Here is a 13,527-nt window from a genome sequence, read left to right as displayed (position 1 = left end):
GGTTGGGTGTAGGGACGATGCGTCGACGCGTTTCCATTTTTCTGCTGCTTGGGTTGCTGCTGGTGCTGGCAGGGCTGCTCGGGCGCCTGTATCTGCACCAGCAGCTGCAGCGCGCCGGTGTCAGCGAGCTGACGTGGGCTGGGCCTGGCTGGCACTCCGGTGCGCTCACGCTGGATGAGTTGACGCTGACGCTGGACAACGGCAGCACCTTCGAGCTGCAGCAACTGGCGCTGGCGCCAGGTTGGCGGTCAGGCGTTATGCTCAAGCGTGCCGAGGCGGGTCGACTGGTCCTGAACCTGCCGGCGGCCGAGCAGGCCCCATCAGCGGCGGAAACCGACTCTCCTCTAGTGCTTCTCGGCGACGAAACCTTCTGGCGCACGCTGGCGCGCTGGTTGCCTGATTCCGCACGTTTGCAGCAGATTCAGGCAACCTTGCCCTGTCGCACGGGGCAGTGCCTGCTGGCCGGCAGCTGGCGGCTGGATAGTGAGCGCTCTGTTGGCAGCACAACCCTGTCCAGCCAATTGCTGCTGGATCTGGAGGGCCAGCAGTTGGCGCTGAGCCCGCGCCTGCAGCTGGACGCCGAGCGTGTTGCGCTGCAGGCCGCGTTGGCGATTGACGGCCTGCCGGCTGCTCGGCTCGACAGCCAGTGGCAGCAGGGGCACGCCTGGCAGGGGCAGTTGGCAATTCCCGACTGGCCGCAGACACCCTGGCTGTTCGGCTATCTCGGCCGCTGGCTGACGCTGGGCGCCTTGCCGTTCGAGCAGATACCGACCGCGGCTCAGGCCGACCTGAGTTGGCAGCTGCATCCGGCAGAGAAGCCCGCCCGCGTTGAGGATTGGCTGGGCGGGGCGGTTGCCCTGCAGGCGAACGTCTTGCTGCCTGAGCCTTGGGCGATTGCCGGGGTGGGCTCGCTGACCGGTGAGATGAGTCTGCAACTGAGCGGTGATCAAGGCCGCTGGGCGTTACCCGACGCACAACTGAACATGGTGTTGGTGCCTGACCTGCTGGCGACACTGCAGCAGCTGCCAAGCGCGTTGCAGCCGGCGCAAGTAGCGTTGCGGCTGCAACCGGCCAGCGAGCAACAGCTGGTGCTGGGGCAGCCTTTGGCGCTGCAGTTTTCTGCTGACGCGACCTTGCCTAGCGGCGGCACCGCCCAGCTGGATGGGCCTTTGCAAGTGCAGGGGTTGGCTGATTGGCAGATCAACAGCGACGCGCTGCTGGTGCAGCTGCAACTGCCACGGCTGGCCCTGCCGGAGTTGGCGGCGCGCTCGGTTACCGCGCGTTTGCCGTTGCAGCTGCAGGCCAATGCCCGGTCGGCAACCATCGGTTTGAGCAAGGTCGGTGAACTGGGCTGGCAGCGTCTGCAATTACCGGCGGCCGAGCTTGCGCTGACGGCGACCTCCGCGCGGGTAGGCACTCTGGCGATCACCCTGCCGCTGGATGAGGGCCAGTCAGCGAGCGCCACCGGCGAACTTGCCGCCGAGATCAACCGGGCCGAGCACGCACAGCTCAAACCGCAAAGCTGGTCGCTCTCTGGTGACTGGGAGTGGCAGGATGGCGGGCTGGTCTGGCGCGGGCAGGTGGCCAACGCGGCCGGCCTGCACCTCGATCATCAGGCGAACGTCAGCAGCAATGGCCAGTGGCAGCTTGACGGCACGCTGGCGCCGATTTATTTCCGCGCAGGTAACCCGCTTGAGCAGACCCTGGCCAGTTGGCCTGCGCTGCTTAGCCTGTCGAGCGGTCAGCTTAATGCCGAGCTGCAGGCCGGAGACAGTGGCAAGGGGCTGCGCGCCGGGTTGAGCGCGCGGCTCAGTGGTGCCAAGGGGATTTACGATCGGACCGCGTTCAGTGGGCTTACAACGCCAGTGCAGGTTTCGTTGCAAGGTGATCGCTTCAGCGCCGTGCTGGCGGATCTGGAGGTCGGCGAGTTGAACGCCGGTATTCCGGCCGGACCGTTGCAGGCCAGTCTGGACTATCAGGGGGCGTTGGCCCATCCGACAACCGGGACCCTGGAGGCCAGGCGACTGACCCTCGAACTGCTGGGAGGGCGGGTGTCGCTGACCCCGGCCACGCTGGACCTGGCGCAGCCCGAACAGCACGCGGAGCTGGTGCTGCAGGGGCTGGAACTGGGCCGTCTGTTCGAAGTCTATCCAACTGAGGGGCTCAGTGGCGGCGGTACGCTGGATGGGCGGCTGCCGGTGCTGTTGCGAGATGGCCAGTTGCTGGTCGATCAGGGCGCGGTCGCTGCGCGCGACCCCGGTGGTGTGCTGCGTTACCAGTCCGACAAGCTGCAGCGACTGGCGGCCAGCAACCCGAGCATGCGCGAGCTGGCCGGAGCACTGGAGGAATTTCACTACACTGTACTGAGCAGTCAGGTAGAGTTGGCCGAAGGCGGTGATCTGACGCTGGCGCTGCGCCTGCAGGGCAGCAACCCCGATTTTCAGCAGGGGCGGCAGGTCAACCTGAACATCAATCTGCAGGAGAACATTCCGGCGTTGCTGGCCAGCCTGCAACTCAGCGGCAAGGTCAGCGACATCATTGAACAACGGGTGCAGCAATACCTGCTCAAAAGGCGGATAGAGCAACCCTGACGAGGAGCGCCTATGTACGGGCGAAGTCTGATAATCGCGGCACTGGCCGGCCTGCTGGTCGCCTGTGCCGGACCCACGGTGCAGCTGGCTGCGCCGAGCGAGCCGATCAACATCAATCTGAATGTGAAGATCGAGCACGAAATCTACGTCAAGGTGGACCGCCAACTGGACGACGTCTTTGACGAATCCAGCGGTCTGTTCTGAGCCGGCGAATAAGGAACAAGACAATGCGCAAGACGATATATCTGACCTGTTGCCTGCTGGCGCTGCTGATCGGCAGCGGTTCGGCCTGGGCGCTGAGCCTGAACGAGGCGATGTCGGCCCTGCCGGCGGCCAAGGAAGCGGGGCTGCTCGGCGAGCAGTCCAACGGTTATCTGGGCGTGGTGCGGGCGTCGGGCAACGCCGCCGAGGTGGCGCAGCAGATCAACGCGGCGCGTAGGGCCGAGTACCAGAAGGTGGCCCGCGACAACGGCATCTCGCTGAATGACGTCGAGCTGATTGCCGGCCAGAAGGCGATTGACCGTACCCCGCGCGGGCAGTACATCAAACTTAACGGCCAGTGGCGCCAGAAGTAGCCGGCAGCCACTCGATGGTGCCGTACCAGCCGGTGACGGTCTGACCGCTGTTGTCGCAGTCGGTCATGATCGCCAGCCCGTCGATCTGATCCAGCGTCTGCCCGTGCAGACGCTGGAAATCCTCCCTGACATTACGCTCCAGCGGCACCAGCGCCGTGCCGTCCGGTGCGCCGCTGCTGACTGCCAGCATCTGCGCGTTGGCGGTGTAGGCGTTGGGCCACTGGCTGCCGGTCGGCTGGACGGATGACCAGACGTAATTCACCGCCAGCGTGCGCCAGGGCAACAGGCCGCCGTCCCTGACCACATAGAGCCGCACCGGATAGTCGTCGCCCTGCTTGCGGGTCTCGTCGAGCTGGCTGAACGGCTGGCTTATGCTCCAGGACCAGCGCAGGATCGGTGTCTCTCGCAGGTCAACCGGGTGTTCCAGATAACGGGCGCTGGCCTGGCCGTCGCCGCAATCGGCGCGCAGCAGGGTCTGACCGTCGCGCTCTGCCAGCTGATAGTCGGTCGGCTGGGTGAAGGTGCGCTCGGGCCACTGAACGATGTCGGCTGGATCATAGCGTTGGGCAGCGCAGATGTTGCTGCCCAGCAAGCCTGTCAGCATCAGCAAGAGGGTTTGACGCATAGTGGGCTCCTGTGTCGGGAGCCCCAGTATGGCAGCTTCAGCTCTCGGGTGCCGTTGGCTCAATGGCGCTGAGGCGCAGCTGTTCGGTGTGGTCGAAGCGTTCCTCAAGCAGCGCCTGTACCGCGCTGGCGCGATCACTGTCGGCCAGTCCCGGCTGACTGAGAATTGCCTCGCGCTCGCGGTTGAAGTCGCTCACACGTTGCCGCCAGGCGGCGCGTTGCTGATCCAGTGTTTCCAGCCTGTCGGTTGCCTCCGGACCGACCAGCGACAGCCTGAGCGCCCGCACCTCGGCTTCACTGGCGCCCTTGTCGCGCAGGGCGCTGGTCTGCTGGCGCAGGTCCTGATGAATCTGCGGCACCAGCAGCGCCTGCAAGTCCTCGGGCAGGCGCTCGCGCAATGCCTCGATTTCATAGGCCATGTCGGCGTCGCTCAGCTCAGGGTTGCGTAAGATCGCCAGACGCTCCAGGGTGAAGCGGTTATACAGTTCCTCGCCGGCAAAAAACGCCTGGTGCTCCTCGGCACTGAACAGCTCGGCCCGCAGGCGTTGCACGGCGTCCTGGCGCGCCCATAGCGCATCCAGATCGGCGGCGACCGGAAAGGTCTGCTCAAGTGTGATCAACTGCTGCTGATAGGCGAGATAGCGCTGCAGCAGGTCCAGCGCCTGACCGCGGGCCGGGTCCGGCAGGCTGGCGCTGATCAGGGCTTGCAGCTGACGCACGATGTCGGCGTGCGACTGCTCGCCAGCGGTGCTCAGGTAGTAGTCGAACAGGTGACGCAGCTGGTCGCTGATCAGCAGGCTGCCATCGGGGTTGGCCTGCAGCCGGCCGTCGATATCGGTGCCTCGCAGCGATGGCGCGACGGCAGCCGGGCTCGCGACGGGCGCGCTGCGCAGCAGGCCGGCCGGAGGCCCGTCTGAGCGCGGCGTCGGGTTCGGGGCGAGCTGGCTGTCGGCCGCCTCGATCTCCGGTTCCTGCGCAGGTTCACTCAGCTGCCAGCCGAGCAGCAGTGCAGCGGCGAGTAAAGGAAGATAGACAAGCGCTTTCATGATGTACTCGGGCAGGTCGGGGAAGCGGGCCGCCGCGAAGCTGGCGGCCCGTGTACTTACAGGCCGGCGTTTTTCAGGCGATTGGCCTGCTGGCGGTAGACCGTGACCGGATCGGTTTCGAACAGGCTGGTGAGCCCCAGGGTCTGGTTGACCTCGTCGAGGTGGTTCATGCGGTAGTTGTCGCGAATCACCATGCCCAGGTGCGAGCTGCAGCGGCCGACCAGACCGTCGTTGGCTTCACCGCCGAAGGTCAGCGACGAGGCGCCGAGCAGCAGATCGGACACATCCAGCGCGTTGGTCAGCGGGCGGGTGCCACTCCAGGAGTAGTAGCGCACATTATTTACCACATAGGCGCCCTCGCCACAGGCGGTGGTGGGCAGGCCCTGCGGGAACCTGGCATTGAAGCGCGCGGCGCCCTCGCTGTTCAGCGACTCCAGCGAGCCGAGCGCATTCTGCTGGCTGTCGGAGCTGCTGCCGGACAGGAAGTTGATCAGTGCGCCGAGGCCGTTGACGATGCCCGCCAAAAGGGCCTCGCCGCCTGAGCCTTCCGGCACCTGGCGCAGGAAGTCGGCGGTGGCGGACCCCTTGTGTGGAGCGCCAACGCTGGTCACCGAAGCGACCAGATCCGGCCGTACCGCCGCGACGTAGCGCACGGTCGGGCCGCCGTGGCTGTGGCCGATCAGGTTCACCCGTCCCTTGCCGCTGATGGCAACGATTTCCTCGACCTGCTCGAGCAATTGCTCGCCGCGGGCCTCGGAGGTGTCCAGTTGGCTGACTTCGGTAACGTAGACGGTGGCGCCATCCTTGCGTAGGGCACTGGGGATGCCGTACCAGTAATCGACGCCAAGCAGGCTGTCGAAGCCAAGCATGCCGTGGGTCAGCACGATGGGATATTTGGTTTTGGTGTAGCCGGAGGAACCAAACCAGAAGGCATGGGCCTGGGTGCTGACGCCGAACGCGGCGATCAGCCCGCAGGCAAGACTCAGTCGGGTCTTGCGCGACATGACGAAACTCCTTGTTGTTGTGCTTGTTTTGTATCGTCTTGAGGCACTTTTTCCAGTGCCTGGGCGCTGAGCATAGCCAGCCTCGGCAAGGCTGAGTAGCGACTGATCGGCAGAACGGCAGCGCACCGGCATTGCAGGAAAATGACCGGCGGGTCATTGGCTCTGCGACGGGGCCATTCAGCTTGTTAATCCGATGAACGGCAATTCAGGACTTGGCTCGCTATAGCTGTTCGCCGAGGTAGGCGCGCTGAATCAGCCGCCAGTCGGCGGACTCGGTCAGCCGCAGCACTGCCTCGTTCAGCGGTTCGCGCAGGCGACTGCCAGCAGGCATGGCCAGCGCGTAAAGCTGCTGATCAAATACGCCGGGCAGCAGCTCCAGCCGCTCTCGCCCGAGCTGCTGATTGCGGTACTGCATCAGGGGGCGGTCGTAGACCACGGCGTCGGTCTCGCCTGCGGTGACCGACTGCATGGCACCGGTGAGATCCGGATAGGCGCGTGAAACGATGCGCTGCTCGTCGAGATAACGGGCGCTCGCGGTGCCTGCGATGGTCGCCACCGTGCTGCCGGGCAAATCCTGTGGCCCGCGTATCTGGTATTGCAGATTGCTGACGGTCAGCGCACTGGTGATCGCCGCAGTAAAGCTGGCGACCATGATCAGGCCGGCAAACATCCAGATCAGTGCAACCAGCCGGCCGGCAAAGGTGACCGGTGCCTTGTCGCCGTAGCCAACGGTGGTCATGGTCACCGCTGCCCACCAGAAACTGGCGCCGATGCCTTCGGTTGCACTGCCGCCGAACTGCTCGGGGTTGCGACGGCGCTCGAACAGCCAGAGCAGGGTGCCTGCCGCGAGCAGCAGCAGGGCCAGACCGCCGACGACACTGAGGAAACCCCAGCTGAACAGCGCTCGCAGGCTTTGCAGCAGACCTGATTTGGGCGCGCGTGCGACAGCGATGGACAGACCGGTCTGATAGAACGGGTGGCTGAAATCGAAGCGTTGTTCGCGCTCGGAGGTCATGGTCAGCGCACCCACGGCGATATCGATCTCACCGCTTTCGACCGCCTGCAGCAGGTCGGTAAAGCCCATTGGCCGAAACTCGAACGCCCACCCCTTCTGCTCGGCAATGCTGCGCCAGAGGTCGATGCTGATCCCCTCCCAGCCGCCCTTGCCATCGGCGATGACAAAGGGCGGGACCTCGGTAATTCCGACCCTGAGCGGTGGCTGGCTGGTGCTGCCGGTCTCGGTGGCGCCGGCCAGCGGGGCGAGCAGCAGCAGACAAAATAGCAGGCGGGTAATCAGGCGATCGGTCATGCGTAACTCCCTGTTGATGATGTCTTCAGGGTACCAGACTGAAATCAGGGTGCCAGTTTGCCTACCCGGTAACGCTCCGGCGTTTTTCCCGGGGCGTGCGATCTGTCCATCTGGTAGTCTTCCTGCAGTCTGAACAAAAGAGCAGGGAGTGCAGATGTTGACGGGTTATCTGGAAAGTTACGCGTTCTGGTTGTTGCTGGGCCTGCTGTTGCTGGCCTCGGAGTTTTTCATCCCCGGTTTGATTGCGGCCTTCTTTGGCCTTGGGGCACTGCTGGTCGGGCTGTTGACGTTGCTTGGCCTGATCGATTCGCTGCCTGCTCAGGTGACGGTATTTTCGCTGTCGAGCATATTGGCGCTTTGGCTGCTGCGCCGCCGCTTCCAGCGCTGGCTGCGTGGCAGCGAAGTCGATCTGGCCGCCAGGGATCAGGACGACGCAGGTCTGCTGGGCATGCGCGTGCGTGTGCTGACCGACTTTGTTGATGGCGTCGGTCACGTGCAGCTTAACGGAGCCAAATGGGATGCGGAGTCGTCTGACCCGCTCAAGAGCGGCGAGTCGGCCTGGGTGACGGATCATGCGGGCATCGTCCTGCGGGTCAGTGCGTCCCATCCCGACAACAATAAATGATCTTTTCGGACCAAGGAGCTTTTCATATGGAAATCGCAACAATGCTGTCACTCGGGTTTCTGGTGCTGGTCATCATTACCCTCACCAAAACCGCCCGCATCGTGCCGCAGCGTTCGGCCTTTATCGTCGAGCGGCTGGGCAAGTACGCCAAGACCCTCGAAGCGGGCTTTCACATCCTGATCCCGTTTATCGACCGGGTGGCCTACAAGCACACGCTCAAGGAAGAGGCGATAAACGTGCCGAGCCAGGCCTGTGTGACCAAGGACAACATTCAGGTGGTAGTCGACGGCGTGATCTACCTGCAGGTGGTTGATCCCAAGCTGGCCAGCTATGGCATCAATGACTACCGCTACGCCTCCATTCAACTGGCGCAGACTACTCTGCGTTCGGTAGTCGGCAAGATTGACCTGGACAAGACGTTTGAAGAGCGTGAAACCATCAACGTCCAGGTGGTTGAGGCACTGGATGAAGCCGCCAAGCCCTGGGGCGTGAAAGTGCTGCGCTACGAAATTGCCGATATCGAGCTGCCGGCAACCATTCTGGACGCGCTGGAGAAGCAAATGCGCGCCGAGCGGGAACGTCGTGCCGTCGTGGCCCAGTCCGAAGGCGAGAGAGAAGCCAAGATCAACATTTCCGAAGGTCAGAAGCAGGAAACTATCAACCTGTCCGAAGCCGACAAGATGCGTCAGATCAACGAAGCCGAAGGTAAGGCCCGCGAGATCGAGCTGATCGCAACCGCTACCGCCGAAGGTCTGCGTCGCGTTGCCGAGGCGATCAATACCCAGGGTGGCCAGGAGGCCGTTTCGCTGCGGGTTGCCGAACAGTATGTGAAGGAATTCGGCAAGCTGGCGCAAACCAACAACACCATGATCCTGCCGGCCGAACTGAGCAATATCGGCTCGGCCGTCGCAGCGATCACCAAGACGCTGGAAACGGCTCGCAAGTAAGCCGCAAGCGGCTTAGCTGCAAGCTACAAGCTACAAGCTACAAGCTACAAGCTACAAGCTACAAGTTTGAAGCTGGAAGCTGGAAGAGAAAACCGTGCGGCGTGAGTCGCGCGGTTTTTTTTCGGCCTCACGGTAGGGCAAGGTTTGATCGTTCCCACGCCCTGCGTCCGGCTGCTGGAAAGCTGCAGCGGACGCGACATGTCGCGTGCCTACAGTTGGGTGCTGTTCATGTCATGCCAACGCGAAGCACTTGGCAACGGTCCTTCGCTTGATCCAACCACCCGCGCAAGCTCCTGGCTTCCAGCTTCCAGCTTCCAGCTTCCAGCTTCCAGCTTCCAGCTTCCAGCCCCAAAAAACAAACCCGGCACCAAGGCCGGGTTTGCTTGCAGCTTACAGCTTGAGGCTTGCAGCTGGCGGTCGCCCAGGCCGCTAGGCCGGCCGGGCCCGCCGCGCTTTCCACCCCTCCAGCAGCGACAGCAGCGCCGGCACCACCAGCAGCACCAGCAGGGTCGAGAAGCCGAGGCCGAAGGCGATGGAGGTGGCCATCGGAATCAGGAACTGGGCCTGCAGCGAGGTCTCGAACAGCAGCGGCAGCAGGCCGCCGATGGTGGTCAGCGAGGTCAGCAGCACCGCGCGCAGACGCTGCACGACGGCCTCGTTGAGCGCGTCGTTCACCGCCAGCCCGCGTTTGCGCTGGTCCTGGTAGAAGCTGACCAGGATGATCGAGTTGTTGACCACGATACCGGACAGGCCGAACAGACCAAACAGCGACAGGATGGTCAGGTTCAAGCCCATGACCCAGTGACCCAGCAGTGCGCCGACCAGCGCCAGCGGGATAACCGACATGACGATCAGCGGTGTACTCCAGGAGGAAAATACCCAGACCAGCACCGCGTACATCAGCAGCAGGCCGATGATCAGGCCGTCGCGCATGTCGGCGAGGGTTTCCTGCTGATCGACCGAGCGCCCTTCGAAGCTGTAGCGCACGTTATATCGGCTGGCCAGCGCTGGCAGTTCCAGCTCGGCTGCCTTGAGAACAACGCCGGCAGTGGTCTGGCTGCTGTCGATATCCGCAGTAACGTCGGTTGCCAGCTGGGCATCGGCATGACGCAGCGCCGAGAAGCCCTGATTACTGGTGAAGGTGATGACCTGGCGCAGCGGCACGAAGCGGCCGTCATCCAGACGAATGTTGAGATCACTCAGGCTGGCCAGGCTTTCCCGTTCTGCGCGGGGCAGTTGAACCCGGACTTCGATCTCGTCGCGCTTGTCCTGGTAGATCTGCGCCAGTCGACCGTCATAGGCCGCACGCAGTTGCGTACCGACGCTTTCGATGCTGAGCCCCAGTGCCTGGCCGTAGGGCGTCAGGCTGTAGACCAGTTGCTCACGCCCCCAGCTCATGTCGTCCTCGGTGCTGACGACCCCTTCGATGCCGGAAAGCAGTACCGACAGGGCATCAGCAGCATCCTTGAGCTGCTGCGGGTCGGAGCCGGTCAGACGGATATCCACGTCCTTGCCGGGTGGGCCACTTTGCTGTTCGGTGATGCTGATTCGGTCGATTCCCGGCGGGCGCTGAATGCGCTGTTGCCATTCACGGATAAAGGTCTTGTTACGCACCTCCCGGTGGTCGGGTGACACCAGCTCGACCATCAGCGAACCAAGGTTGTCGCCCTGACGGGCGACCCCGTTGTCGCCCAGCACTTCTCCCTCGCGGGTCAGCGCGGTGAGAATCAGATCGCCACCCAGTGCCTGCTCGGTTTCGTTCAGGCTCTGTTCCAGCTCGCGCATGAACGCGACCATGCTGTCGCGTGGCGTGCCAGCGACGAAGCTGACATTGGCATATACCACCTGGGGTTCGGGGGTCGGGAAGAAACTGAAGCCGATACGGCCGCTGCTCAGCAGGCCGATGGTAATGATGACGCTGACCAATGCACAGGCCAGGGTCGTGCCGCGGTGGGCCAGCGCCGCCTGTGACAGCTGGCGGAAATGGCCGTCGCGCAGGCGGTTGAAGGCGCTGTCAAAGCGGCCTCGGACGGCATCCAGACGATTGCCGATTGCGCCCAGGGCGCCGCCGCGCGGTTTGCTCGGACGGAAGGCCTCACGCAGGTGGTGCGGCAGCACAACGAAACATTCAAGCAACGAGGCGATCAGTACGCAGATCATGACAATCGGGATATCGCCGAGGATATTGCCGAAGATGCCTCCGACCATCAGCAGCGGCATGAAGGCGGCGATGGTGGTCAGCGAGGAGGCAACCACCGGCCAGAACATGCGTTTGGCGGCGCCTTCGGAAGCGCGCTCGGAGGCTTCGCCGCTGCGGTGGTGGGCGTCGGCGTCTTCACCTACCACAATGGCGTCGTCGACGATCACCCCAAGCGCCATGATCAGCGCGAACAGCGAGATCATGTTGATCGAGCCGCCAATCATCCAGAACACCCCCAGGGCGGCGAGAAAGGCGGTGGGAATACCGACCGCCACCCACAGCGCGACCCGAGCCGGCAGGAACAGGTAGAGCAGGATGAGAACCAGCACCAGACCGCTCAGGCCGTTGTTCACCAGCAGGCGAATACGGTCATCGATCAGTTGCCAGGCCTGGTCATAAACGTGAATTTTCAGCTGCGGAGGCAGGGTTGGGCGGATTTCCTCCAGCCAGTCATTGAGGATTTTCGCCGACTCAAGCGAGTCGCCGTCCTCGCTGCGCTCCAGTTGCAGCTCCACGGCGGGCTGGCCGTCGTAACGCAGCAGCACCTGGTTGCGCCTCGGCTCCTGGCGAATGTCGGCGATGTCGCCGAGGCGCAGGTGGCTGTCACCCTCAGGTTGCAGGGCGATGCTGCCGAAAGCCTGGGGATCGCGGCGCTGCTCGATGGCGCGCAGCTCGCGGGCCGAATCCTGTTCGCCGGCCTGGCCTGCCGGCAGATCCCGTGACTCGGCGTTGATACGTGCCGCAAGCTGGTCCAGCGACATGCCCAGTCGGCGCAGCTCGGCATTGGGTACCTCAATGCTGATCTGCTGCTCGGGCACACCGTTGATGACAATGCGGTCGATGCCCTTGTTCAGCAGATCGTCTTCCATACGGTTGGCGATGGTGCGCAGCTCGTGGGGTTCGAACGGGCCGTAGAGCAGCAGGTTGGCAATCGGATCGTAGCGGGCAACCCGCACCACCTCGGGCTTTTCTGCCGCCGCCGGCAGGTTGCGGAATTCATCGACCTGCTGGCGGGCGTCATCGAGCGCGACGATCGGGTCGGTACCCTCGCGGAATTCCAGGGTGATGCTGGATACACCCTGGGCCGAGGTTGAAGTCATGTTCTTGAGGTTCTGGATGCTGCGCAGGCGCTGCTCCAGCGGGATGGTGATCGCCTGCTCGACGTCTTCCGCCGCGGCGCCATTCCAGACCACCCGGACGGTAACGAAATCAAGGGCGAAGGTCGGGAAGAACTGGATGTTCATGCGCGACAGGCCGATCACTCCGCCCATCAGCATGACCAGCATCAGCAGGTTGGCGGCAACCTTGTGACGAACAAAGAAGCCCAGCGGTCCGGTGTTGCTCATTGTGCCGGCTCCGCCGCCGCTTCACCGGTATCTACCTTCAGACCGGTCATGGCATTGGGCAGATGGGTGGTCACAATCGGCATACCGCTTTCCAGCGCGCTGGAGCGCACCAGTACCCGGCGGTTACCCTGCTCGTCCAGGGTTTCGCCGACACGTTCGACGGCGATCGCCTTGAGTCGGCTGTCCTCGACGGTGTACAGGGTGTTGTTACCGTACAGGGCGCTGTAGGGCAGGGCGACGCTGTTGTCGTGGGCCGGCCGGGCGACACTGATGGCCAGCAGGGTGCCAAGGCGTAATTCCGGGCGCGGATTGGTGACGGTGAAGATGGCTTCAATGCCGCGTGCGTCAGCCTTGCCGGCGATGCGGGCAAGGGTCAGCTTGATCTCGGGCGTGCTGTCGAGACTGTGACCATCCAGCGTCTGGCCCTGGCTCAACGCGTTGATAAAGTCCTGGCTGTGAATCTGCGGGACCAGCGCGCGCAGCTCCAGGCCTTCCAGCGGATAGAAATCGAGCAGCGGCGCGTTGGCGTTGACCTGATCGCCGACGGCGACCTGAACCGCCCCGACGACCCCGTCGAACGGGGCGACAAAACGGCTGCGCTCGGCATCGCGCTGGATGCTGTCGAGCGCCGCACTGGCGCGCTCAACGCGTGCCTGCTGGGCAGCCAGACGCGAGGCGTAGGTGGACAGACTGCGCTGGCGGTTGGCAACCGTCAGGGCGGCGCGATCCAGTGCATCCTGGGCGTTGTCGACCTCGACCGCAGGCACCATCTCGCGGGCTACCAGTTGCTGCATGCGCTCAAGCGTCTTGCGGGCGTTGGCTTCCAGCCGCTGCTCCATGCGCAGGGCCTGCTGGTCGGCCTGATGTGCCAGTTTTTCACTTTCCAGCTGCGCCCTGGCGTCGGCCAGTTCGGCTCTGGCCTGCTCGATCCGTGGCGTGATGTCGGCCTCGTCCAGCGCCACTACCAGCTCGCCGGCCTTGATATGACTGCCATCGCTGGCGGGAAGCGCGGCGATGCGGCCTGCCAGCGGTGCGACCACGGTAAAGCGACGTGGTGATTCCAGCTGGCCGTACAGGGTCAGGCGTGGCTGGAAGGCGTCAGGTGCAATGGCTTCGGTCGCAACCCGCCAGGCGCGCTCCTGGGTGCCCAGCGGCTCGGGTTGATCACGGGTGACGCGCAGCAGGATGAAAATGATGATTCCGACGACAACGATCAACAGCGGTGTGAGACGTTTACGCATTCCTTCTCTCTTGTTCTTT

11 protein-coding genes are annotated in these 13,527 nt (G+C 63.8%); 5 read left to right on the top strand and 6 right to left on the bottom strand.

What is annotated here, in order from left to right; genetic code table 11:
- Positions 1-17: 17 nt before the first annotated feature.
- The 3 genes from O5O48_RS03810 to O5O48_RS03800 are packed head-to-tail and all read left to right on the top strand — an operon-like array spanning position 18 to position 3,166.
- The gene (locus tag O5O48_RS03810) at positions 18-2,591 is read left to right on the top strand and encodes a YdbH domain-containing protein (RefSeq protein WP_269688189.1); all 2,574 of its coding nucleotides are present in this window, start codon (positions 18-20) and stop codon (positions 2,589-2,591) included.
- A gap of 12 nt (positions 2,592-2,603) precedes the next feature.
- On the top strand, positions 2,604-2,795 hold the full coding sequence (locus O5O48_RS03805; protein ID WP_228245698.1) for a YnbE family lipoprotein: 192 nt from the start codon (positions 2,604-2,606) through the stop codon (positions 2,793-2,795).
- A 23-nt stretch (positions 2,796-2,818) separates the two neighbouring features.
- A complete protein-coding gene (locus O5O48_RS03800; RefSeq protein ID WP_269688188.1) occupies positions 2,819-3,166 on the top strand; it encodes a YdbL family protein in 348 nt (115 codons plus the stop codon).
- Here the strand turns inward: O5O48_RS03800 and O5O48_RS03795 are convergent.
- From O5O48_RS03795 to O5O48_RS03780, 4 genes are all read right to left on the bottom strand, one after another.
- Positions 3,141-3,791, bottom strand: a complete 651-nt coding sequence (locus O5O48_RS03795) for a DUF3047 domain-containing protein (protein ID WP_233048790.1) — start codon at positions 3,789-3,791, stop codon at positions 3,141-3,143. The two genes, O5O48_RS03800 and O5O48_RS03795, sit on opposite strands and share 26 nt — an antisense overlap.
- A 37-nt stretch (positions 3,792-3,828) precedes the next feature.
- Positions 3,829-4,836: a lipase secretion chaperone gene (locus O5O48_RS03790; protein WP_269688187.1), complete on the bottom strand. Its 1,008-nt coding sequence runs from the start codon at positions 4,834-4,836 to the stop codon at positions 3,829-3,831.
- Positions 4,837-4,892: 56 nt separating this feature from the next.
- The gene (locus O5O48_RS03785; RefSeq protein WP_233048792.1) at positions 4,893-5,840 is read right to left on the bottom strand and encodes a triacylglycerol lipase; all 948 of its coding nucleotides are present in this window, start codon (positions 5,838-5,840) and stop codon (positions 4,893-4,895) included.
- Positions 5,841-6,060: 220 nt separating this feature from the next.
- Positions 6,061-7,149: a transporter substrate-binding domain-containing protein gene (locus O5O48_RS03780; protein WP_233048793.1), complete on the bottom strand. Its 1,089-nt coding sequence runs from the start codon at positions 7,147-7,149 to the stop codon at positions 6,061-6,063.
- Between the two features lie 154 nt (positions 7,150-7,303).
- On the opposite strand from O5O48_RS03780, the gene O5O48_RS03775 reads away from it, so the two are divergent.
- Together O5O48_RS03775 and O5O48_RS03770 are read left to right on the top strand one after the other, a co-directional pair.
- Positions 7,304-7,774 (top strand): NfeD family protein, encoded by a 471-nt coding sequence (locus O5O48_RS03775; protein WP_088276242.1) that lies wholly within the window; start codon positions 7,304-7,306, stop codon positions 7,772-7,774.
- Positions 7,775-7,800: 26 nt separating this feature from the next.
- Positions 7,801-8,721 (top strand): SPFH domain-containing protein, encoded by a 921-nt coding sequence (locus O5O48_RS03770; RefSeq protein WP_088276241.1) that lies wholly within the window; start codon positions 7,801-7,803, stop codon positions 8,719-8,721.
- Positions 8,722-9,150: 429 nt separating this feature from the next.
- Here the strand turns inward: O5O48_RS03770 and O5O48_RS03765 are convergent, their stop codons facing one another.
- On the bottom strand, positions 9,151-12,267 hold the full coding sequence (locus O5O48_RS03765; protein ID WP_228245703.1) for an efflux RND transporter permease subunit: 3,117 nt from the start codon (positions 12,265-12,267) through the stop codon (positions 9,151-9,153).
- Entirely contained in the window at positions 12,264-13,508 is a 1,245-nt protein-coding gene (locus O5O48_RS03760) for an efflux RND transporter periplasmic adaptor subunit (RefSeq protein WP_228245704.1), read from the bottom strand. Before O5O48_RS03760 ends, O5O48_RS03765 begins: the two co-directional genes overlap by 4 nt.
- Positions 13,509-13,527: the final 19 nt, after the last annotated feature.

Origin of the sequence: Halopseudomonas sp. MFKK-1 (assembly GCF_027474385.1) — a bacterium.
In the GTDB taxonomy this organism is placed as follows: Bacteria; Pseudomonadota; Gammaproteobacteria; order Pseudomonadales; family Pseudomonadaceae; genus Halopseudomonas; species Halopseudomonas aestusnigri.
This window is presented reverse-complemented; position numbering and strand designations above follow the sequence as displayed.